21 protein-coding genes are annotated in these 20,933 nt (G+C 69.6%); 12 read left to right on the top strand and 9 right to left on the bottom strand.

What is annotated here, in order from left to right:
* Window positions 1-17: 17 nt before the first annotated feature.
* The 5 genes from ACPCXD_RS16125 to ACPCXD_RS16105 all read right to left on the bottom strand — a co-directional run bounded on the left by ACPCXD_RS16125 (window position 18) and on the right by ACPCXD_RS16105 (window position 5,169).
* The gene (locus ACPCXD_RS16125) at window positions 18-1,151 is read right to left on the bottom strand and encodes an Mrp/NBP35 family ATP-binding protein (RefSeq protein WP_026061108.1); all 1,134 of its coding nucleotides are present in this window, start codon (window positions 1,149-1,151) and stop codon (window positions 18-20) included.
* 101 nt (window positions 1,152-1,252) lie between these two features.
* Window positions 1,253-2,119, bottom strand: a complete 867-nt coding sequence (locus ACPCXD_RS16120) for a lytic transglycosylase domain-containing protein (RefSeq protein WP_172414831.1) — start codon at window positions 2,117-2,119, stop codon at window positions 1,253-1,255.
* 222 nt (window positions 2,120-2,341) lie between these two features.
* A complete protein-coding gene (locus ACPCXD_RS16115) occupies window positions 2,342-3,268 on the bottom strand; it encodes a lysozyme family protein (RefSeq protein ID WP_016692029.1) in 927 nt (308 codons plus the stop codon).
* Window positions 3,269-3,380: 112 nt separating this feature from the next.
* Window positions 3,381-3,902, bottom strand: a complete 522-nt coding sequence (locus ACPCXD_RS16110) for a DUF1003 domain-containing protein (protein WP_088896697.1) — start codon at window positions 3,900-3,902, stop codon at window positions 3,381-3,383.
* The gene (locus ACPCXD_RS16105) at window positions 3,895-5,169 is read right to left on the bottom strand and encodes a magnesium transporter MgtE N-terminal domain-containing protein (protein WP_006554297.1); all 1,275 of its coding nucleotides are present in this window, start codon (window positions 5,167-5,169) and stop codon (window positions 3,895-3,897) included. The genes ACPCXD_RS16110 and ACPCXD_RS16105 overlap by 8 nt, the downstream gene beginning before the upstream one ends.
* Before the next feature lie 58 nt (window positions 5,170-5,227).
* Here ACPCXD_RS16105 and ACPCXD_RS16100 point away from each other — a divergent pair, with 58 nt between their 5' ends.
* The 3 genes from ACPCXD_RS16100 to ACPCXD_RS16090 all read left to right on the top strand — a co-directional run bounded on the left by ACPCXD_RS16100 (window position 5,228) and on the right by ACPCXD_RS16090 (window position 7,745).
* Complete coding sequence (locus ACPCXD_RS16100; protein WP_026061106.1) at window positions 5,228-6,187, top strand: HpcH/HpaI aldolase/citrate lyase family protein; 960 nt, start codon at window positions 5,228-5,230, stop codon at window positions 6,185-6,187.
* Window positions 6,188-6,308: 121 nt separating this feature from the next.
* Window positions 6,309-6,794 carry a general stress protein gene (locus ACPCXD_RS16095; RefSeq protein WP_016692026.1) on the top strand — a complete coding sequence of 162 codons (486 nt, stop codon included), beginning with the start codon at window positions 6,309-6,311 and terminating at the stop codon, window positions 6,792-6,794.
* A 72-nt stretch (window positions 6,795-6,866) separates the two neighbouring features.
* The gene (locus tag ACPCXD_RS16090) at window positions 6,867-7,745 is read left to right on the top strand and encodes a hypothetical protein (RefSeq protein ID WP_016692025.1); all 879 of its coding nucleotides are present in this window, start codon (window positions 6,867-6,869) and stop codon (window positions 7,743-7,745) included.
* Between the two features lie 4 nt (window positions 7,746-7,749).
* Here ACPCXD_RS16090 and ACPCXD_RS16085 read toward each other — a convergent pair whose 3' ends face one another.
* A complete protein-coding gene (locus ACPCXD_RS16085) occupies window positions 7,750-8,190 on the bottom strand; it encodes a protein-tyrosine phosphatase family protein (RefSeq protein WP_016692024.1) in 441 nt (146 codons plus the stop codon).
* Window positions 8,191-8,277: 87 nt separating this feature from the next.
* On the opposite strand from ACPCXD_RS16085, the gene ACPCXD_RS16080 reads away from it, so the two are divergent.
* The 5 genes from ACPCXD_RS16080 (at window position 8,278) to ACPCXD_RS16060 (ending at window position 13,929) form a co-directional block, all read left to right on the top strand.
* On the top strand, window positions 8,278-9,507 hold the full coding sequence (locus ACPCXD_RS16080) for a GNAT family N-acetyltransferase (RefSeq protein ID WP_016692023.1): 1,230 nt from the start codon (window positions 8,278-8,280) through the stop codon (window positions 9,505-9,507).
* A 114-nt stretch (window positions 9,508-9,621) separates the two neighbouring features.
* Window positions 9,622-10,980 carry an ABC transporter substrate-binding protein gene (locus ACPCXD_RS16075; protein ID WP_423660290.1) on the top strand — a complete coding sequence of 453 codons (1,359 nt, stop codon included), beginning with the start codon at window positions 9,622-9,624 and terminating at the stop codon, window positions 10,978-10,980.
* A 65-nt stretch (window positions 10,981-11,045) separates the two neighbouring features.
* Window positions 11,046-11,927, top strand: a complete 882-nt coding sequence (locus ACPCXD_RS16070) for a carbohydrate ABC transporter permease (RefSeq protein WP_088896802.1) — start codon at window positions 11,046-11,048, stop codon at window positions 11,925-11,927.
* Complete coding sequence (locus ACPCXD_RS16065; protein WP_006554305.1) at window positions 11,927-12,757, top strand: carbohydrate ABC transporter permease; 831 nt, start codon at window positions 11,927-11,929, stop codon at window positions 12,755-12,757. The genes ACPCXD_RS16070 and ACPCXD_RS16065 overlap by 1 nt, the downstream gene beginning before the upstream one ends.
* A 5-nt stretch (window positions 12,758-12,762) precedes the next feature.
* Window positions 12,763-13,929 carry a sn-glycerol-3-phosphate ABC transporter ATP-binding protein UgpC gene (locus ACPCXD_RS16060; protein ID WP_160874826.1) on the top strand — a complete coding sequence of 389 codons (1,167 nt, stop codon included), beginning with the start codon at window positions 12,763-12,765 and terminating at the stop codon, window positions 13,927-13,929.
* A gap of 56 nt (window positions 13,930-13,985) precedes the next feature.
* On the opposite strand, the gene ACPCXD_RS16055 is transcribed toward ACPCXD_RS16060, so the two are convergent.
* Window positions 13,986-14,831, bottom strand: a complete 846-nt coding sequence (locus tag ACPCXD_RS16055; protein ID WP_258260517.1) for a chromosome partitioning protein ParB — start codon at window positions 14,829-14,831, stop codon at window positions 13,986-13,988.
* Window positions 14,832-14,904: 73 nt separating this feature from the next.
* Here ACPCXD_RS16055 and ACPCXD_RS16050 point away from each other — a divergent pair, with 73 nt between their 5' ends.
* Window positions 14,905-15,495, top strand: coding sequence for a suppressor of fused domain protein (locus ACPCXD_RS16050; RefSeq protein WP_016692018.1), 591 nt, complete (start codon window positions 14,905-14,907; stop codon window positions 15,493-15,495).
* Window positions 15,492-16,601 (top strand): winged helix DNA-binding domain-containing protein, encoded by a 1,110-nt coding sequence (locus tag ACPCXD_RS16045; RefSeq protein WP_160874822.1) that lies wholly within the window; start codon window positions 15,492-15,494, stop codon window positions 16,599-16,601. Before ACPCXD_RS16050 ends, ACPCXD_RS16045 begins: the two co-directional genes overlap by 4 nt.
* Before the next feature lie 18 nt (window positions 16,602-16,619).
* Here ACPCXD_RS16045 and ACPCXD_RS16040 read toward each other — a convergent pair whose 3' ends face one another.
* Together ACPCXD_RS16040 and ACPCXD_RS16035 are read right to left on the bottom strand one after the other, a co-directional pair.
* A complete protein-coding gene (locus ACPCXD_RS16040; RefSeq protein ID WP_423660286.1) occupies window positions 16,620-18,428 on the bottom strand; it encodes a hypothetical protein in 1,809 nt (602 codons plus the stop codon).
* Complete coding sequence (locus ACPCXD_RS16035) at window positions 18,425-19,489, bottom strand: magnesium and cobalt transport protein CorA (RefSeq protein ID WP_258260514.1); 1,065 nt, start codon at window positions 19,487-19,489, stop codon at window positions 18,425-18,427. Before ACPCXD_RS16035 ends, ACPCXD_RS16040 begins: the two co-directional genes overlap by 4 nt.
* Before the next feature lie 132 nt (window positions 19,490-19,621).
* On the opposite strand from ACPCXD_RS16035, the gene ACPCXD_RS16030 reads away from it, so the two are divergent.
* Both ACPCXD_RS16030 and ACPCXD_RS16025 read left to right on the top strand, forming a co-directional pair.
* Window positions 19,622-20,476 (top strand): PHP domain-containing protein, encoded by an 855-nt coding sequence (locus tag ACPCXD_RS16030; RefSeq protein WP_423660283.1) that lies wholly within the window; start codon window positions 19,622-19,624, stop codon window positions 20,474-20,476.
* Window positions 20,473-20,895: a hypothetical protein gene (locus ACPCXD_RS16025; RefSeq protein ID WP_160874816.1), complete on the top strand. Its 423-nt coding sequence runs from the start codon at window positions 20,473-20,475 to the stop codon at window positions 20,893-20,895. The genes ACPCXD_RS16030 and ACPCXD_RS16025 overlap by 4 nt, the downstream gene beginning before the upstream one ends.
* The last annotated feature ends 38 nt before the right edge of the window (window positions 20,896-20,933 follow it).

Below are 20,933 nucleotides of genomic sequence, written 5' to 3'. Positions count from 1 at the left end.
TCGATCGATATGGGTCTCTACAGGTGACGCGTGGTGTCGATTCCCAGCGACATGCCGGCCAGTCCGCGCTTGCGCACCGCGAGCTTGTCGGAGACCTCCTTGAGCGCCACCGCGGGCGCCGAGTCGGGCGCCGCGAGGACGATCGGAGTACCGGAGTCGCCGGCCTCGCGCACGGCCGGGTCGAGCGGGATCTGGCCGAGCAACGGCACCGTCGCGCCCACCGCGCGGGTGAGCCGCTCGGCGACGGCCTGACCGCCACCGCTGCCGAAGACGTCCATGCGGGTGCCGTCGGGCAGCTCGAGCCACGACATGTTCTCCACCACGCCGGCGATGCGCTGACGCGTCTGCAGCGCGATGGACCCGGCACGCTCGGCGACCTCGGCGGCGGCCTGCTGCGGCGTCGTCACGACGAGGATCTCGGCGTTCGGGATCAGCTGCGCGACGGAGATCGCGACGTCGCCCGTGCCGGGCGGCAGGTCGAGGAGCAGGACGTCGAGGTCGCCCCAGAAGACGTCGGCGAGGAACTGCTGCAGCGCGCGGTGCAGCATCGGGCCGCGCCACACCACCGGGGTGTTGCCCTCGGTGAACTGCGCGATGGAGATCATCTTCACGTCGTGCGCGATCGGCGGCATGATCATCCGCTCGACCTGCGTGGGCTTCGCGGACGTGCCGAGCATGCGGGGGATCGAGTGACCGTAGATGTCGGCGTCGAGGACACCCACCGACAGTCCGCGCGAGGCCATGGCCGCGGCGAGGTTGACGGTGACCGACGACTTGCCGACACCGCCCTTGCCGGAGGCCACCGCGTAGACGCGCGTCAGGGACCCGGGCTGGGCGAACGGGATGACGGGCTCGGTGGAATCGCCGCGCAGCGACTTGCGGAGCTCGGTGCGCTGCTCGTCGTTCATCACGTCGAGGGCAACCCGCACCTCACCCACCCCGGCGACGTCGGCGACGGCCTTGGTGACGCGCTCCGAGATCTCGGTGCGCATGGGGCACCCGGCGGTGGTCAGATAGATCGCCACGTCGACGCTGCTGTCGGCGCCGATCTCGATGCTCTTGACCATTCCGAGATCGGTGATGGGCTTGCGGATCTCCGGGTCCTGGACCCGTGCGAGCGCACTGCGGACGTCGGACTCACTGACTGCCATGACGCCCATGGTAGGCGGCAGGCCGCTCGCGACCGGATACGGGTCGACGGTGACCCGACGACCGCCTTCGGTCGAGGTGACCCGACGGCCGCCTTCGCCTGTCAGTGGATACGGGGCAGATCCGCGGGGCTCGGGTCGATGCCGGTGGAGTAGGCCGTCGACCAGGCGAGCACGTTCGCCACGTAGGCCATCGAGTTGTTGTAGCGGTGGATCGCCTTCGTCGAGTGCGCGATGTTGCGCATGTCGAGGCCGCCGTCGCACAGGTACTTCGCGGTGGTGAGCGTCGAGTCGTACAGGTTCTGGGGATCGGAGACCCCGTCGCCGTTGCCGTCGCCCGCGTACTGGTTCCACGTGGTGGGGATGAACTGCATCGGCCCGACCGCGCGGTCGTAGACGGTGTCGCCGTCGAGAGCGCCGCCGTCGGTGTCGTGGATGACGGCCTGGCCGGGCAGGCTGCCGTTGAGCGGCAAGCCGATGACGGGCTCGAGCAGGTTGCCCTTGTCGTCGGCGCGACCACCGTTGGCGTGTCCGGACTCGACGCGGCCGATGCCGGCGAGGAGCGTCCAGTGCATGCCGCAGGCGGGATTCTCCTCGGCGAGGACGCGCTCGGCGTTGCGGTAGGCGGCGTAGTTGATCCCGGGGATGCCGAGCGGGCCCTCCTCGAGGACCTCGGGCTCGGGTTCCGGCTCGGGGGCGGCCTTGAAGGTGCGCACGGGTGCCGGTTCGGGCTCGAGCATGATCGTCTGCACGGCGGCGACCGCTTCGGGAACCGCGGCGGCGAGGTCGGCCGAGTCGGTCGACGACGCCGTCGGCTCGGTCTCGTGGTGAGCTGCACCCATCAGTGCTCGCGGCGACGCACCCGCAGTGGTCGCGGCTGCGGCGACCAGTCCGACCGGAACGAGTCCGGTCATCGCGATGACGGAATTTCGCCGAAGCTTCGAATCCGACGGTTTGGCGTGGCGGCCCAATGGATAACCCTCCCTCGGGTGCCTCGGAACGAGACACCTTCGTTACGTGCCGGGCCGAGGCTACAGCATTCGATGCTTTTCCGTTACTCAAACGTGATGTAACGGGGGTGCATGCGCACTGCTGTGGCCCATCCGTGCTGGTCCCGTGGGTCGGGTGGGGTGAAAGAAAAAGATGACGACACGCGTGTCGCGCGTGTCGTCATCTCGCTCGTGTGCCGGGAGTTACTCGCAGAAGGCGGGCACCAGGCAGGGGAGTTCGGGCAACTCCGGCATCGCGGGTGCAGCCGGGGCGGCCTGCTCCGGCGAGGGCTCTGCAGGCGCCTGTTCGCCCGATGGCTCGGCCGGCGGCGTTGCGGCCGGGGCGGGCACGGTGACCACCGGAGCCGGAGCGGGGGCCGCGACATCCGCGGCGTTCGGAACCGGCCGCGCCGGGATCGGGGCGAGATCGGCGGGAGCCACCTCGGCCGCCTTCGCATACGCGCCCGACCAGGTCCGGACGTTCGCCAGATAGTCAGGGGACGGATCGACCGCCGCCACCGCCCGCGCCTCACCGTCGGGCTCGCGCAGGTTTCCGCCCTCCGCGCACATCCGGGCACCGGCGGCCAGGGTCGCGTCGAAGATGTTCTGCGGATCGGCGGTGCCGTCCGCGTTGCCGTCGGCGGAGTACTGCTCCCACACCGCGGGGGCCAGGCGCATCGGCCCGAGCAGTCCCTCCGGGGTGACGACCGGCGTGGTCAGCGTGCCCAGGATGTCGGTGCGTCCCCCGTCCGCGTGCCCGGAGCTCAGCCGCCCGACGGCGGCGAGCAGATTCCACGGCAGGCCGCACTCGGGGGAGTCGATGGCCAGCTGCATCTCGGCCGCGCGATAGGCGTAGAAGACCAGTTCGGGGATTGCGAGCGGCCCGTCCCCGAGCACCGCCGCACCTCCTGCCGCGGCCAGGGCCTCGGGCGGAAGCTGGGCGAGCGGGTCGCTCGGGCTGCGCAGTGGCTGCGCCTCGCGCACCTCGCCGGGGAGCACGCCCACCGCCGGGGCGGCGCTCGGCTCGGCCTCGGTGGACGTCGTCTCCGCCACCACTGTCGCCGACGACGCTGTCGCCGCGAGTCCGGCAGCGACGATCACCGGCATCGCCAGCGCGACCCTCCACCGCACGCGATCACCCTCCTCCGGTCGTCCGTCCGACTGCTGTGACGAAGGTTACAGAAGGATGTCGCGTTGTGTGCAACCGGGCGTGCCGGACAACAGGACGAGCGGGTGGGTTCCTTCAGCGACGGGGCGCGCGGCTGCGCGGAGGACCGGCGTCGTCCTCGTTCTCGTCGTCGACCAGCAGTGCACGCAGGTCGTCGAGTTCGCGACGCAGATAGTCGCGGGTCGCGACCTCGCCCACCGCGAGTCGCAGGGCCGCGAGTTCACGTGCCAGGAACTCGGTGTCGGCCTTGGTCTGCTCGGCGCGGGCGCGGTCCTCCTCGAGCGACACGCGGTCGCGGTTCTCCTGCCGGTTCTGCGCCAGCAGGATCAACGGCGCCGCGTAGGCGGCCTGCGTCGAGAACGCCAGGTTGAGAAGGATGAACGGATAGGGATCCCACTGCAGGCCGACCGCGGTGATGTTGAGGGCGATCCACACGATGACGACGATCGTCTGGATGGCGAGATAGCGGCCCGTTCCGAGGAACCGGGCGATCGACTCGCTGACCCGGCCGACCGCCTCGGCGTCGAAGTTGAACCGGAACCTCGACGCCTGGGGTGTCTCGAGGCGCGAGCGGCCCTGCGTGCTGCGGTCACTCATCCTCGATGTCCTCCTCGCGCCAGTCCTCCGGCAGCAGATGGTCGAGCACGTCGTCGACGCTCACCGCGCCGAGCAGGTGCCCCTCGTCGTCCACCACCGGGCCGCAGACCAGGTTGTACGTCGCGAAGTACCGGGTGACGGTGGTCAGGGCGTCGTCGGGGGCCAGGCGCGGCAGATCGTCGTCGACGACCCCTCCCACCAGGCTCGCAGGCGGTTCCCGGAGCAATCGTTGCAGATGGACGCAGCCGAGGTACTTGCCGGTGGGCGTCGCGGTGGGCGGCCGCACGACGAAGACCATCGACGCCAGGGCCGGGCTCAGATCCGGATTGCGGGCGCGGGCGAGCGCTTCGGCCACCGTGGTCGCCGGTGTCAGCACGACCGGCTCGGGGGTCATCAGACCACCGGCGGTGTCGGGGGAATGCTCGAGCAGGCGGCGCACCGGCTCGGAGTCCTCGGGGTCCATGCGTTGCAGGAACGACTCGGCGTCCGTGGCGGGCAGCTCACCGAGGAGGTCGGCGACGTCGTCGGGATCCATCGCCTCGAGCACCGCGACCGCCCGGTCGAGACCGAGCTGGGTGAGCAGATCGGTCTGATCGTCGGAGGGCAACTCCTGAACGATGTCGGCGAGGCGTTCGTCGTCGAGCGCCGCGGCGACCTCGGTACGTCTCTTGATCGGCAGGTCGCGCAGGGCGTTCGCGACGTCCGGCGGGCGCATGTCCTCGAACTGCAGGAGCAACTGCGCGACACCCTGTCCGGGCATCGACAGCGCCTGCTGGGTGAGTCCGTGCACGTGCGGCCATTCCACGATGTGGATGGGGGAGCGGCGCGCGAGCCGGCCGCGATGGCGACGCACCGCCACGCGGGCGACGACCCAGTCGCGGGTGCGCATGAGCTCGAGTCCCAGATCCACCACGACGGCGTCGACACCCATCAGGTCCGGCAGTTCCGGGTCGTCGACGCGCACACGCGAATCGAGGACCTGACCGAGGGCGAGCACCTCCGAGGGCCGTTGTGTGAACCGGCGCAGACTCACGTTGCCGGTCACGAGGGTGACCGCGCCGGGCTCGATCGCGGTCACGCGCAGCATCGGGACGAAGATCCGCTTGCGGGTGGGCAGTTCGACGACGAGCCCCAGTGCACGAGGAGGCTGACGCCCCACCCGGATGGTCAGCACGACATCGCGGACGCGGCCGATGGACTCGCCGTCGGGGCCGAGAACGACCAGTCCGGCCAGCCGCGCGACGAAGACCTTGCTCACTGCTGCCATGATTGCCAGGCTAGAGCGTGCCCACGCTGTTCCCGGAACTCGGAGGTCTGGTCAGGTCATGTCGTTTTCGTTCAGGCCCCGGAGGTCGGTACTCGCGGTTCCCGGCAGCAGCCGGAAGATGATCGACAAGGCCAAGGGCCTTCCCGCCGACGAGATCTTCCTCGATCTCGAGGACGCCGTGTCGCCGCTGGCCAAGGAACAGGCCCGCAACACCATCGTCGAAGCTCTGAACGAGGACGGCTGGGGCGACCAGATCAAGGTCGTGCGCGTCAACGACTGGACCACGGACGCGACCTATCTCGACGTCGCGACGGTCGTCGGTGGCGCCGGCGCGAACCTCGACGCGATCCTGCTGCCGAAGGTGCCCGACGCGAGCCACGTGAAGGCACTCGACCTGCTCCTCACGCAGGTCGAGAAGGCCCACGGTCTCGAGGTGGGACGGATCGGCATCGAACCGCAGATCGAGAACGCCATCGGGCTGACGAACATCGACGAGATCGCGACGGCGAGCCCGCGCGTGCAGACGCTCGTGTTCGGTCCCGCCGACTTCATGGCGAGCATCAACATGCGCACCCTCGTCGTCGGTGAGCAGCCCGAGGGCTACGACGTCGGCGACGCCTACCACCACATCCTCATGACGATCCTCATGGCCGCGCGTGCCCACGGGCTGCAGGCCATCGACGGTCCCTACCTCCAGATCCGCGACATCGACGCCTTCCGCCGGTCGGCGCAGCGCACCGCTGCCCTGGGCTTCGACGGCAAGTGGGTGCTGCACCCGAGTCAGATCGACGCGGCCAACGAGGTCTTCAGCCCCCGGCAGGAGGACTACGACAAGGCCGAGATGATCCTCGACGCCTACGAGTGGCACACCTCGGCCGAGGGCGGCGCCCGCGGTGCCGCGATGCTCGGCGACGAGATGATCGACGAGGCGAGCCGGAAGATGGCCCTCGTGATCTCCGCCAAGGGCCGCGCCGCCGGGTTGCAGCGCACCCAGAAGTTCGAGCCGCCGGCCTCCTGACGGGAACGACCAGGAAAAAGAACATATCGGGCGAACCATCGCGGCGTGCCGGTCCCCGTCGAGGCAGAATGGAGACCGGCGCCGCGACGGTCGGCGTGCATCGCGAAGGAGCCGAAACGACATGACGAATCCCCTCGGACCCGGTCGCCAGGTACCCGGTCTGCCGACTCCTCCCACGGGCTGGCCCGTCGGTTCGTACCCGACCTACGCCGAGGCGCAACGCGCGGTCGACCATCTGGCCGATCAGAACTTCTCCGTCGAGGACGTCACCATCGTCGGTGTCGATCTCATGCAGGTCGAGCGGGTCACCGGTCGGCTCACGTGGCCGAAGGTGATCGGTGGCGGCATCGTCTCGGGCGCATGGCTCGGCGTGTTCTTCGGTCTGCTGCTCGGCATCTTCTCCACCGACTTCCTCGGCCCGCTGCTCGTCGGCCTCGTCGGCGGCATCGTCTTCGGCCTCATCTCGGCGACCATCCCGTACGCCGCGACCCGCGGCCAGCGCGACTTCTCGTCCACCATGCAGCTCGTCGCCGGCCGCTACGACGTGCTGTGCCAGCCGCCCACCGCCGAGAAGGCGCGCGACATCCTCGCCAAGCTGGCCATCTGATCGTCGGGAGGTCGCGCGTTCGCCGAGAACGGCACTCGTCGCGACGGGCCTCGCGCCACTACTGTCGATCCCATGCCCGACCTCGATTCGGTGGCCGACGCCCTCTACGGCCTCGACCCAGGAGACTTCGTGGCGGCCCGCTCCGAATTCGCGGCGCAGGCACGCGAAGCGGGCGACCGCGAGCTGACGGCGGCCATCGGCAGACTGCGCAAACCGACGGTCGCGGCCTGGATGGTCAACCTGCTCGCCCGCGAACGGGCCGACGAACTCGCGGCGCTGCTCGACATCGGAGCTGCCCTGCGCACCGCGCAACGACGACTGTCCGGCAGCGAGATGCGGAAACTGTCCGAGCAGCGGCGCCGGGTGGTCGCCGCCCTCGAGCGCGACGCGGGACGGCTCGCTGCCGACCGCGGCCGCACCGTCTCGGAGAGCGCACTGCGCGAGGTGGGGCGCACCCTCAACGCTGCACTGTCGGATCCCGACATCGGGGAGCAGGTCCGGCAGGGCCGGCTCGACGCGATCGTCGAGTCCGACGGTTTCGGCGACCTGTCGGCGATGCCGCTCACCGTCGTCCGCGGAGGGTCGGAGGAGAACGACGAGGACGACCGAACGGCAGCGGGCAAGTCTGCACGCACGAGCAAGGGCGAGCGCGAACCCACCGAGCGCGAGAAGGCGGCGCAGGCGGCTCGCGAGGCGGAGATCGACGAGGCCGCTGCCGCTCTCGACTCGGCGCACAACGCGGCCGAGGAGGCGCGCGAGGCCGCGTCGGCGGCCGAGCAGGAGCTGGCCCGTCACGAGGAGGAGGTCGCCGAGCTGCGGGCGAAGCTCGAACACGCCGAGCAGCAACGCACCTTCGCGCGTCGCGCCGCCGCCGAGGCGAAGAAACGGGTGGTCGCCGCCGAACGTGCCGTCTCGGCTGCCGAGGCCGACCTGGCCCGGACGAAGAACTGAGCCGTCAGGAGTGCGCCTTCGCGTGCGCGACGAACTTTCGCTGCCAGGGAGTCTCGACCGCGCGCGGATGGTAGTGCCGCCGAACGAAGTCGACCGCCTCCTCCGGGGAGAGCCCGTCGAGGACGGCGAGGCACGCCAGTGCGGTGCCGGTGCGGCCGCGTCCCCGCCCGCACGCGACCTCCACCCGCTGCCGTCCCGCCCGGATCCACGCCTCGTACAGGATGGCGAGAGCGTCCTCCGGGTCGCGCGGCGTGCGGAAGTCGGGCCAGTGGATCCACCGCGACTCCCACTCGAACGGTGCTGCCGGGGGTCGGCCGAGCAGATACACCCCGAAGTCGGGGAACGGCTCGTCGAACACCGGTCTGCGCATCCCGCGTCCCCGCACGAGTCGGCCGGAGGGCAGCTGCAGCACCCCGGTGTCTGCTGGATCCCACTCGCGTCGCACGCTGGAAACCTACCCGCCCGGAGCCGGTGTACCGAACGTCACGGCCGTTCACCCGCGGTGCAAGTTCGCGCTCGATAATGTCGTTCCATGGGTGAGCGAACGGAACCGGAGATCAGAATTCTGGAGTCGGAAGCCGAACTGCGGGAGGCGTCCGCGCTGTTCCGCACGGCGATGGTGGGCCTGCCCTCGTGGCCCGAGGTTCCCGACGGGACGGTGAGCCGTTACCTCGAGGCCGGTCGCACGTGGGGCGCCTTCCTCGACGGCATGCTCGTCGGCACCGTGGATGCCACGAGCGGAAACCTGACCCTGCCCGGCGGTGCCCGGGTACCGCACGCGGCGGTCACCCACATCGGTGTGCTGCCCACCCATACGCGTCGCGGCGTGATCTCCGGACTCGTGCACCGGCAGCTGAGCGACGCGCGCGACCGCGGTGAGATCCTTGCGACGCTGCGGGCCTCCGAAGCGACCATCTACGGCCGGTTCGGCTACGGCGTCGCCTCGACCTCGGTGTCCGTCGACGTCGACGTGCGTGGTGCCGCGCTGCGTCCCGACGTGCCCGAGTCCGGAGCGGTGCGTCTGCTGACCTATCCGGATGCGTGGGACGTGCTGGCGCAGATACATTCCCGTCATCTGCCGCCGCGCCCCGGCATGATCGACCGGTCGGAGTACTGGTGGAACTCGCGCCGGTGGCGGGCCGACTCGCTCACCGATCCGATGTACGTGGCGGTGCACGGCGAACCGGGGCAGGAGGACGGTTTCGTCCGGTACCACCCGATCGACACGCAGGGGTGGTTCACCAGTCGCAACCGCACCGTCGTGGTCGACGACTTCTTCGCTCCGTCGCCCGGGGCGTACGCCGGCCTGATCCGGTTCCTGCTCGACCTCGATCTGGTCGACACCTTGCGGTTCGCGGCGCTTCCGCAGGACGATCAGCTCCCGCTCATGCTCGGCGACGCGCGTGCCGTGCACTTCCGTTCGGTCTCGGACGAGACGTGGTTGCGCATCCTCGACCTCGATCGGGCGCTGTCGGCGCGCAGTTACCGAGGGTTCGGCTCGGTGACCGTCGAGGTGACCGATCCGCTGCTGACCGACAACGCCGGTGTCTTCGAGATCTCCGCCGACGGCGTGGCGCGCACCGCGGGACCGGCCGATCTGACCATCGACATCGCCGACCTCGGTGCGCTCCTGCTGGGCCGGCAGGGCTGGCACCGGATGGTCGACGCGGGTCGCGCCCGGGTGCACCGACCGGAGGCCGTCGACACCGCTGACCTGCTGTTCTCCTGGCCCCAGGCACCCTTCTCGGGGACCTCCTTCTGACCTCGTCGTCGTGCCGATTCCGCTCCGGTTGTACGCCCTGCTCGTTTTGCTACGGCTGGCCGGTACGGGCGATATCGTCGGATCATCAGGTCCCCGATGCGAGCGGAGTCGCGCATGAGACGGTCGGGCAAGAGACGGCGGACGAGCCGGGCGTTCACAGCTTCTGCGGCCGCGGTGCTCCTGGCGTCGGGACTGGCCGCGTGCGGCAGCGACGACGAGGGTGTCGTCCTGTCCTTCTACACGGCCGCCGACGGTGCCGAGCAGTACGCGCAGGCCGCGGAGGTGTGCACCGAGCAGGCCGGCGGCCGATATCGCGTGCAGCAGAGGACACTTCCGAAGAACGCCGACGACCAGCGACTGCAGTTGGCGCGGCGGCTGACGGGTAACGACCCGGGACTCGACCTCATGACCCTCGACGTCGTGTGGACCGCCGAGTTCGCCGAGGCCGGGTGGGCGCTGCCGTTGCCCGACGACGTGGCCGCCGCGGTCTCCGAGGGCACCCTCGAAGGCCCCCTCGAATCGGCGACCTGGCAGGACCAGCTGTACGCCGCGCCGCTCAACACCAACACCCAGTTGCTCTGGTACCGAAAGGATCTCATGCCGGACGGGCGACCTCCGGAGACCTGGGACGAGATGATCGAGATCGCGAGCGGCCTCGCAGAGGAGGGCCGGCCGTCGTGGATCGGTGTGCAGGGCCGGCAGTACGAGGGGCTGATGGTGTGGTTCAACACCCTGCTCTCGAGCGCCGGCGGTTCGGTGGTGGGGGAGGACGGTGTCACCGTCACCCTCACCGACAACGACGCCGCGGTGACCGCGCTCGACATCATGAAACGCGTCGCGACGGCGCCCGGCGCCGATCCGTCCCTGAACCAGGCCGACGAGGCGGCCGTCCGTCTCGGCATGGAGAGCGGGCGCACGGCATTCCAGGTCAACTGGCCGTTCGTCCTGCCGGGCATCCTGGAGAACGAAGCGGCCCTGCCCTTCATCGACGAGAACGGCAACGTCACCTCGCAGGACACCGGCAACACGGTCCTGACCGTCGACGGTGAGCAGAATTTCCTTCCCGCCCCGTACCCTTCGGTGATCCCCGGCGAGCCCGCCCAGGTCACCATCGGCGGGTTCAACATCGCCGTCGCCCGCACGAGCACCCACCCCGACCTCGCGTTCGAGGCGATGCAGTGCCTGCGCAACGAGGAGAACCAGCGCAACAACGCCATCGGTGGCGGCGTGCCGCCGACGCTGGCCTCGCTGTACGACGACCCCGAATTCCAGGAGGCCTATCCGGCCTGGCGTGAGGTCCGCGCCGGTCTCGAGAACGCCGCGGTGCGTCCCGCTTCACCGGCCTACCAGAGCATTTCGACGCTGGTGACGGCCACCCTCAACCCGGTCGACCAGATCGATCCGCCCCGCACCGTCGAGGAACTCGCCGAACAGGTGCAGAAGGCGGTCAATTCGGAAGGACTGATCCCGTGACCGCCGTCGAATCGAAACCGACCGACGAGACCCCGAAGGAACCGTCGACGAAGACGAAAGCAGCGTTGTCCGAGGGGAAGAAGGCCGAACGACGACTCGGTCTGCTGCTCGTCGCGCCCGCCGCGATCGTGATGCTCGCCGTGACGGCCTATCCGGTGGGATACGCCGTCTGGCTCAGTCTGCAGCGCTACGATCTGCGATTCCCCGACGAGCGCCGCTTCGTCGGACTGTCGAACTACGTCGCGGTGCTCAGCGACGGATTCTGGTGGCAGGCCTTCGTCGTCACCTCGCTCGTCACCCTGGTCTCCGTCGCGATCGAGTTCGTGCTCGGTCTGGCGATCGCTCTCGTCATGCACCGCACGATCGTCGGCAAGGGCATCGTGCGCACGGTGGTGCTGATCCCGTACGGCATCGTCACCGTCGCCGCCGCCTACAGCTGGTACTACGCGTGGACCCCGGGCACGGGTTATCTCGCGAATCTGTTGCCCGACGGCAGCGCCCCACTCACCGACCAGATCCCATCCCTGGCGATCATCGTGCTCGCCGAGGTGTGGAAGACCACGCCGTTCATGGCGCTGCTGCTCCTCGCCGGCCTCGCGCTCGTCCCCGACGATCTGCTCAAGGCGGCACAGGTCGACGGCGCCGGAGCGTGGACGCGTCTGGTGCGGATCATCGTGCCGCTGATGAAACCGGCGATCCTCGTCGCCCTGCTCTTCCGCACGCTCGACGCCTTCCGCATCTTCGACAACATCTACGTCCTCACCCGCGGTGCCAACGGCACCGGGTCGGTGTCGATCCTCGGTTACGACAATCTGTTCCGGGCCTTCAACCTCGGCATCGGGTCGGCGATCAGCGTCCTGATCTTCCTGTGCGTCGCGATCATCGCGTTCGTGTTCATCAAGTTGTTCGGTGCATCCGCGCCCGGTTCGGACGAAGGGGGCCGATGATGGCCGAGACCAGGAAACGGACCCTGTCGTGGTCGGCGGTGAACCTGATCGTCCTGCTCTACGCACTCGTCCCGGTGCTGTGGATCGCGAGCCTGTCGTTCAAGCCGCCCGGCACCATCCAGGACGGCCGGTTCATTCCGCAGCAGTGGACGCTCGACAACTACCGCGGCATCTTCCGCACCGACGCGTTCACGAGCGCCCTGATCAACTCCATCGGCATCGGCCTGATCGCCACGGTCATCGCGGTGATCCTCGGGACGATGGCGGCCTACGCGATCGCCAGGCTCGACTTCCCCGGTAAGAAGATCCTGGTAGGCGTGGCGCTGCTCATCGCGATGTTCCCCCAGATCTCCCTCGTCAGCCCGCTGTTCGAGATCATGCGCGGCCTCGGACTGTTCGACACGTGGGCGGCGCTGATCCTGCCGTACATCACCTTCTCGCTGCCGCTCGCGATCTACACCCTGTCGGCCTTCTTCAAGGAGATCCCGTGGGAACTCGAGAAGGCCGCGAAGATGGACGGCGCGACACCGGGGCAGGCGTTCCGGAAGGTCGTGGCTCCGCTCGCCGCTCCCGGCATCATCACGGCGGCGATCCTGGTGTTCATCTTCTGCTGGAACGACCTGCTGTTCGCGATCTCGCTGACCTCCACCGAACGGTCCATCACCGCACCCGCCGCGATCGCGAACTTCACGGGTGCCTCGCAGTTCGAGGAACCGACCGGGTCGATCGCGGCGGCCGCCGTCGTCATCACGATCCCGATCATCGTGTTCGTCCTGATCTTCCAACGTCGAATCGTCGCCGGACTGACCTCCGGCGCAGTGAAGGGATAACTACCGTGGCCGAGATCGTGCTCGACAAGGTGACGAAGGAATATCCGGACGGAGCGAAGGCCGTCAGCGACGTGGATCTCGAGATCGCCGACGGCGAGTTCATCATCCTCGTCGGCCCGTCCGGGTGTGGAAAGTCCACGACGCTCAACATGATCGCCGGTCTCGAGGACATCTCCGACGGCGAACTGCGCATCGCAGGGGAGCGGGTCAACGAGCGGGCGCCGAAGGACCGCGACATCGCGATGGTCTTCCAGTCCTACGCGCTGTATCCGCACATGTCGGTGCGCGACAACATCGCGTTCCCGCTCACCCTCGCGAAGGTGCCCAAGGACGAGATCGGCCGCAAGGTCGACGAAGCGGCCCGGATCCTCGATCTCACACAGCATCTCGACCGCAAGCCCGCCAACCTGTCGGGTGGTCAGCGGCAGCGCGTGGCCATGGGGCGGGCGATCGTGCGCAGCCCCAAGGCGTTCCTCATGGACGAGCCGCTGTCGAACCTCGACGCCAAGCTGCGCGTGCAGATGCGCACCGAGATCGCGCGACTGCAGAAGCGTCTCGGGACCACGACGGTATACGTCACGCACGACCAGACCGAGGCGATGACGCTCGGCGACCGCGTCGTCGTGATGCGCGGCGGGCTCGTGCAGCAGGTCGGGGCGCCGCAGGAACTGTACGACCATCCGCAGAACCTGTTCGTCGCCGGCTTCATCGGGTCCCCGTCGATGAACTTCGTTCCGGGACAGATCGAGAACGGTTCGATCCGCACCTCGTTCGGCGAGTTCCGGTTGCCCGACGAGCGGTGGGAGACCGTGCGCCGCAACAATCCGTCGCGCGAGGTGGTCGTCGGTATCCGTCCGGAGCACTTCGAGGACGCCGACCTGCTCGACCCGACCCAACGGGAGACGGGCGTGACCTTCTCCGCCGAGGTCGACGTGCTCGAGTCGATGGGTTCCGACAAGTTCGCGTACTTCACGGCCGAGGGGCCCGGTGTGCACTCGAAGGACCTCGACGAACTCGCCGCCGACGCCGGCGCCGACATGTCGGCCGAATCGCTGGTCGCGCGGTTGTCGGTGGAATCGCAGGCCACCAAGGGCGGGACCGTGCAGTTGTGGTTCGACCCGGCGAAGATCGCGCTGTTCGATCAGGAGACCGGCGCGAACGTCACCCTCTGACAAACCGACTTCGGTGGATCCGACCCCGGAAGGCGGGGCCGGATCCACCGAAGTCGTCAGCGGGGTGCGCGGCTGCGGAGTTCGTCGACGATCTCCTCGCTCCACACGTGCCGCCGCACGAGTCGGTACCGCTCGCTCGCGATCCACAGATACACCTCGGCGTCGGTGCGTGAGCGCAGCATTCCCGCTTCGCGGGCCATCGCGACGACGGGGACGAACTCCTCCTCGTACCAGCGACGCGCGACCTCCTCGCGGGTGAGGTACTCGCCGAGATCCTGCATGAGCCGGAAACCCCACGCCTCGACGGCCTCGGCCAGTTCGGCGTACCCCCACGGGTCGGACACGCGGATCGCGTCCTGCTCGGCGCCGTGCAGGGGGACGCGGCCGAGGAACATCCGGAAGTGGTCCTTGCGCACGAGATCGGGACGGGCCCTGATGCCCTCCGCGGGCACCTTCGTGGTGATCTCGGTGACGTAGGCGTCGATCGTGTGATCGCCCTGCGCGTAGGCGATCGACACGCGGTGGTGCCCGTCCTGCACGAAGTGCATCGGCCCCACCCGGTACACGGAGATCGGCGGTATGGCCTCGCCGCGGCGCCGCGCGGCCGCGATGCGTTCCCAGCGTGCGCGCAGACGCGCCGAGGTGGGGCGGAAACGCCGGTCGAAGTCGTCGGCGCGGTCGACGCTGCCGACGATCGAGGCGACCTCGATGATCTGCAACCCGAGTCGCCGCTCACCGAGGCGTCCGAGGGCGGCGACGACGTCGTCGAAGGGCAGCACCGTGTTGACGTCGGCCGGTTCGCGGCGCAGCCATGCGATGAGCCGGGCGTACTCGGCGCGCCGGCGTTGCCGGGCGAAATCGTCGCCGGCATCGGAGACCGGAAAACCGGTGTCGCGAGCCACGCTTCGACGGTACCGGGCGGTGCACAGGTCCGGGTGGGAACCGCATGTGCGGGACGGGGGCTACATTGCAGGGGTGACCGACGCAGTTCTCGCCACCGTCCGCAGCCACCTCACCGAGCACCTGACCGCGCCGGGTGATCCGGAACCGGAATCGGCGTCGGTGACCTTCCTCGGTCTCGAACCGATCGAGGTCCTCCGATTCCGCGGCTCCGAACTCCTGCGGTACGCAACCCTGGGGTGTTCCCGGCACCCGATGGGCGACCCGACCGACATGGTGGCCGACCCGACGCGCGGGCCGCGTGCCGAACTGGTCCTCAGCCTGCGCGACAACGAGGGCGTCACCGCCGGCGTCCACCGCACCCTTGCGGTGCTCGCGGCGCTGCCCGCCGTGGAGGGCGTGGTTCTCACCGACGACGCCCTGCTCGATCTCGGGGAGCCGCTGTGGCCGGGTGCCCCGTTCACCGCGGTGTTGCTCGAGGCGGCCGACGTGCCGTCGCTGGAGTTGCCCGAGCCCTCCGACCCGGTCCACTTCTTCGAGGCCCGCCCGATCACCGGTACCGAGGCGGCCTGGAAGCGGCTGAAGGGAACCGAGGCGCTGCGCGAGGCATGGGAGGAAGCGGGCATCGACCTGAGCGACCCGCGCCGGGCGCAAGCACGTCTGTGACCGTCCCGGTTCTCACCGACCGCGCGCTCGGACGCGCCACGCTGGCCCGCCAGCACCTGCTGCGGCGGAGCAGCACGGATGCCCTGTCGATGATCGAGCACCTGCTCGGGTTGCAGGCGCAGGCACCTCTCGCCCCGTATTTCGCGCTGTGGACCCGCATACGGAACTTCCGGCCCGACACATTGTCGGAGCTGCTGGAGTCGCGGGCGGTCGTCCGCATCGCGTTGATGCGCGGCACCGTGTTCGCGGTCTCCGGCGCCGACGCGCACGCGTTGCGACCGTGGGTGCAGCCGGTGCTCGACCGGGGCGTCGACGCGAACAAGGCCCACCGCCTCGGCCTCGAGGGTCTCGACCGGTCGGCGCTCGTGTCGGTCGCCCGGGATCTGTTGGCGGGCACCCCGATGAGTCAGGCCGAGCTGCGGCCGTTGCTCGCCGAACGGTTCCCCGAGCAGGATCCGGCCGCGCTGGCACACGCGGTGCGGTGCCTGCTCCCGCTCGTGCAGGTGCCGCCGCGAGGACTGTGGGGACGATCGGGACAGCCACGATTGGCGCACCTCGACGAGTATGTCGGTCCATCGCCCGCGCCTCCCGGGCCCGATCGGCTGATCCTGCGGTACCTGGCGGCCTTCGGTCCCGCGAGCGTCAGGGACGTGCAGACCTGGTGCGGCCTGACCCGGCTCGCCGAGATCGTCGACCGGCTCCGCCCGCAACTCGTGATCTTCCGGGACGAACGCGGAACGGAACTGTTCGACCTGCCCGACGCGCCGAGACCCGACCCGTCGACCCCTGCACCCGTACGGATCCTCGCGCCGTTCGACAACGTGCTCCTCTCGCACGCCGACCGCACCCGGTTCGTCTCGGACGAGCACCGCAAGCGCATCATGGCGGAGAACGGGATCATCGCGCCCCTGCTGCTCGTCGGAGGCACGGTCGCCGGTAGCGCCCGCGTCACGACCGACCGGAAGGCTGCCGCCGTGGAGATGACGCTGTGGCGGACGATCCCTGTGTCCGCGCGGTCGGCGCTCGAAGCCGAGGGCCTGCGGTTGCTGAACTTCGCGGCGCCGGAGGCCGGCACACACGACGTGCGGTTCGTCGACGCCGATTGAGGCGCTCCCGACCCGTCGTCATCCCTGCGGCACGACGACCCCGAGCGATCCGGCACCGAGGCACACGGTGGTGCCGGGAGTGGACGAGCGCGCCTGCAACGCCGAGCCGTCCCCGGAGACGCGGACGTACACCGTCCCGAGTCCTTCGGTGACGGGAACCGTGACGGATGCGTGGCCGGGGAAACCGAGGTCGATCGTGCCGTCGGCGGAGGCCCGATAGTTCACCTGCACGGTCCACTCCCAGTCGCCCGCAGGGGAGTCGAGCGGCACGGCCGTGACGGCGCCGGTGGTGACGCGATAACCGCAGTCGGGTTCGGGGCCGGGCGGGACGAAGCGCAGCGGCAGCAGGTCGGCGGGAGTGCGGTGTCCGAGATCGTCGAGGACCCACAGGTCGGTCGCGTGGTCGCGGATGTCGGACCGGCCGGGCAGCGCGGAGAAGACGGACCCCACCAGGTTGTGCGGGTAGGTCACCGGCAGCAGGATCCACACCGACACCGGGTGGTCGAGGACGGGCTCGTCGGGCCGGGCGGTGAGCGCGGCCTTCGCCGCCCCGAGATAGTCACCCGTCGGGTTGTCCGACCAGCTGCGCGCGAACGTCACGGTCGACCACAGCGAGCCGACGGTGAACACGGCCGCGCAGGCCCAGGCGGTCGCACGAACGACGCGAGGACGGGACGTCGTGCCCCGCCGCGGGGCGCGCAGGATCAGCGCCGCGGCAATCGCGACGACCACCGCGGAGTCGGCGAAGTAGCGCAGCGTGCGCGCGAGTTCGTAGGTGGTCTCCGGGCCGAAGCGCGTGCTGATCATCGCCGCGAGCGAGGCCAGGACGTAGGCGATCACCGCGAGCCACACCGGCCCGGTCCGGTGCCGCCGGCGCACCGTCCACACCGCCGCAACAGCGACGGCGAGCCACGCGACGACGACGAGCACGAGCGGGGGATCGGCCCAGGGCGGACTCGGATTCCACCGTTCCCACTCCCACGGACCACCGAGCAGTGAGGGCAACAGCCCGTAGGAGATGCCGTGATGGGTCAGCCCGGCCACCATCGACCACGGCGGGATCCCGAACCGGGACTCGACCACCGTCGCGTAACAGACCGCCCACACGGCCAGCACAGCCGTCGACCCGAGCCACAACGGCCGGGCCTGCGCCCATGTGCTGCGGATCGACCGCGTGAGTCCGTCGACGTGGTGTGCGAGCGCGACCGTCGCGAACGCGGCAAACGGAACGAGGACCGACTTCTCGAAGAACACCAGGGCCACCGCGGTGACGACGAGGGCGCTCACGAGATGACGCCGTCGACCGGTCCTGCTGTACTGCAGCGCATCTCCCGCGACCCAGGCCAGTGCGGCCTGCAGCGGCAACGCGTTGAGCGCGGCCGCCCACCACGCGAAGGCCGGAAGCGTCAGCGGCGTGAGGAGATAGAACAGCAACGGTCCCCACAGAGCGCGTCGCGGGCCGAGCAGCAACCAGAGCACCCGCAGCACCGCCAGCGACGCGAGCAACTGACCGATCACGAGCGAGGCCGCCGCCGGCCACCATTCCAGCGGCGCGATCGCCGTGGCGATCCCCGCCACGAGGAAGGCGGCGGGCATCAGGTGACCGTCGTGGTCGTACCGCAGGAAGTCGTCGGACAGCAACGGATACGACCCCGCGCGCCCGACGAGGATCAGGTCGTCCCAGTAGAACTCGCCGGTCGCGGCCACCACGGTCCGGAGGATCGTCTGCAGCAGGATCAGCACGAGGGCGACGGCGAGCACGTGGCGCCGCGGCGATCGCGCCGCCTGCGCAGCGCGTGTCGGGGCTCGGTCGAGTTCGGTCGTCACAGCCAGTTGTTGCGCCTGAAGGTGACGAACAGTCCCACGGTGATCGCGACGATCGCGGAGAGCACGACGTAATAGCCGTACTCCCATTGCAGTTCGGGCATGCGATCGAAGTTCATGCCGTAGATCCCGGCGATCATCGTCGGTACGGCGGCGATCGCGACCCACGCGGAGATCTTGCGCATGTCGGTGTTCTGCTGCACGGTGACCTTCGCGATCGCCGCGTCGAGCAGCGTGCCGAGCGTCTCGTCGAAGGCGGCGATGCGGTCGGACACCGTGGTGTGGTGGTCGGCGACGTCGCGGAAGTAGCGCCGGACGTCCTTCGGGATCGGGTTCCCAGGAGCTCGGATGAGTTGCTGCAGCGGTTCGGCGAGCGGCACGACGGCCCTGCGCAACTGCACGATCTCGCGTTTGAGCATGTAGATCTGGTCGACCGCGATCCGCGTGTCGGGGGTGAACACGAGTTCCTCGATGTCGTCGACGTCGGGCTGCACGGCCGTGGTGACGGCGAGATAGGAGTCGACCACGTGGTCGGCGATCGCGTGGAGCACGGCCGCCGGACCGCGGGACAGATGATCGGGGTCGCGTTCGAGACGCTTGCGCACGTGTGAGAGCTCGGAGTGGTCGCCGTGCCGGACGCTCACGATGAAGTCGGGGCCGGTGAACAACATGATCTCGCCGGTCTCGACGATGTCCTTGGTGGTCGTCACCGACTCGTGCTCGATGTAACTGACGGTGCGCAGCACCAGGAACAGCACGTCGTCGTAGCGCTCGAGCTTCGGGCGCTGGTGGGCGTGGACGGCGTCCTCGACCATCAGCTCGTGGAGTCCGAAGGTGTGCGAGACGTTCGTCATCTGCTCCTCGTCGGGGTGGTGCAGCCCGAGCCACACGAATCCCGTACCGCGCCGACGTACCTCTGCGACTGCCTCGGTGTGGCTGTAGCGGCCGGGCAGGCGGTGCCCGTCGACGTAGACGGCGCAGTCGACCACCGCTTGCTCGGTGGGGACGGTGGGAACCGGGGGAGTAGGGTCGCGACGGGTGGCACGAGAAGGCTGGTGCGGCATGTTGTCCTTCCTCACGGCATGCCGCTGGGACGCGGCCCGGTCGCAGGCCCGCGGCGCGGCGGTCGCCCGTCGATGGGGACCGGGCGGGGCAGCTCCAGTCATGCTAGCCCGCCGACCTGACAGACTGGTGGCGTGCGTATCGATCTCCACACCCACTCGTCCGCATCGGACGGCACCGATCGTCCCGCGGAACTGGTCCGTGCCGCTGCCCGGGCGGGTCTCGACGTCGTGGCCCTGACCGACCACGACACGACCGCGGGATGGGACGAGGCCGCGGCGGCCCTGCCGACGGGTCTGCGTCTCGTCCGGGGAATGGAGATGTCCTGCACGGGACGCGGGGAGGACGGCGCCCCGGTTGCCGTGCACCTGCTGGCCTATCTCTTCGACCCGCACGATGCGGTCTTCGTCGCCGAACTCGAGCGGCTCTGTGGCGAACGGGTGTCGCGGATCCGGGCGATGGGTGTGCGGATGGCGGACGACGGTCTGCCGATCGACATCGACGCGGTGCTCGCCGAGGCGGGCCCCGCCGCGGGCCGGCCCCATCTGGCGCGGGCGCTCGTCGCCGCCGGTGTGGTGCCCACGGTGGCCGACGCCTTCACCGAGCTGTTGTCGCCGCGCGGCCGTTACTACGTACCGAAGGCCGACACCCCGCTCGTCGACGCCGTGAAGATGGTGACGGCCGCGGGTGGTGTGCCGGTGGTGGCGCACGCCCGGGCACGTGCGCGCGGGCGGCTCCTCGCCCTCGACCACATCGAGGAACTCGCCGAACTCGGACTCGGCGGTGTCGAGGCCGACCATCCCGATCACGACGAGCAGGACGTGCGGACGATGCGCGATCTCGCGCGGTCGCTCGGGGTCGTCGTCACGGGATCGTCCGACTATCACGGCGACAACAAGACCATCAGGCTCGGCAGCTTCACCACGGCTCCGGCGGCGTACGAGGCGCTGCTCGACCGCGCGACCGGCGTGGAGGTGCTCGAGGGATGAGGCGACGGGGTGCGCGGTATCCGGACGAGGAGTACGGGTCGCCGAACGACGAAAACTACTACGACAGTGAGTACTACAACGAACCGTATTACGCGGACGAGGGGTACTACGCCGATCCGTACGAACCCGCACCGCGCCGCGCGAGTCTGCCGGTCCGCGCCCTCCGCGCTCTCTCCGGCGTGGTGTGCGGGGCGGTGCTGGTCCTGACGCTCGTGGTGTGCGGGGCCCAGTACCTCGCCGGCGACCGCGGTTTCCCCGGCCCGGGCACCACCTCGGTCGCCGCGCACGTCGTCGCCGCGCTCGTGGCCGTGATCGCCCAGGTGACGGCGGATCGGCGCTCGGGTGGCGTGGCACTCCTGTCGAGCCTTGTGGTGATCTTCACTGCATCGATTCTGATGATCACCCAGTGGTGGGGATGACGGCCCCGAGTGCCATCTCGGCTACCCGTCGGTAGCCG

The organism is Rhodococcus sp. AB351, from assembly GCF_049538275.1.
Lineage (GTDB): Bacteria > Actinomycetota > Actinomycetes > Mycobacteriales > Mycobacteriaceae > Rhodococcus.
The sequence above is the reverse complement of the archived record's forward strand: the minus strand, read 5'-3'. Positions and strand labels throughout refer to the sequence as shown.

Excerpts from the sequence above, each read along its gene's own strand:
- ACPCXD_RS16065 (WP_006554305.1), top strand. The coding sequence starts at position 11,927 with ATGGCCGAGACCAGGAAACGGACCCTGTCGTGGTCGGCGGTGAACCTG.
- ACPCXD_RS16090 (WP_016692025.1), top strand. The coding sequence starts at position 6,867 with ATGCCCGACCTCGATTCGGTGGCCGACGCCCTCTACGGCCTCGACCCA.
- ACPCXD_RS16080 (WP_016692023.1), top strand. The coding sequence starts at position 8,278 with ATGGGTGAGCGAACGGAACCGGAGATCAGAATTCTGGAGTCGGAAGCC.
- ACPCXD_RS16110 (WP_088896697.1), bottom strand. The coding sequence starts at position 3,902 with ATGAGTGACCGCAGCACGCAGGGCCGCTCGCGCCTCGAGACACCCCAG.
- ACPCXD_RS16025 (WP_160874816.1), top strand. The coding sequence starts at position 20,473 with ATGAGGCGACGGGGTGCGCGGTATCCGGACGAGGAGTACGGGTCGCCG.
- ACPCXD_RS16075 (WP_423660290.1), top strand. The coding sequence starts at position 9,622 with ATGAGACGGTCGGGCAAGAGACGGCGGACGAGCCGGGCGTTCACAGCT.
- ACPCXD_RS16105 (WP_006554297.1), bottom strand. The coding sequence starts at position 5,169 with ATGGCAGCAGTGAGCAAGGTCTTCGTCGCGCGGCTGGCCGGACTGGTC.
- ACPCXD_RS16100 (WP_026061106.1), top strand. The coding sequence starts at position 5,228 with ATGTCGTTTTCGTTCAGGCCCCGGAGGTCGGTACTCGCGGTTCCCGGC.
- ACPCXD_RS16095 (WP_016692026.1), top strand. The coding sequence starts at position 6,309 with ATGACGAATCCCCTCGGACCCGGTCGCCAGGTACCCGGTCTGCCGACT.
- ACPCXD_RS16125 (WP_026061108.1), bottom strand. The coding sequence starts at position 1,151 with ATGGCAGTCAGTGAGTCCGACGTCCGCAGTGCGCTCGCACGGGTCCAG.
- ACPCXD_RS16035 (WP_258260514.1), bottom strand. The coding sequence starts at position 19,489 with ATGCCGCACCAGCCTTCTCGTGCCACCCGTCGCGACCCTACTCCCCCG.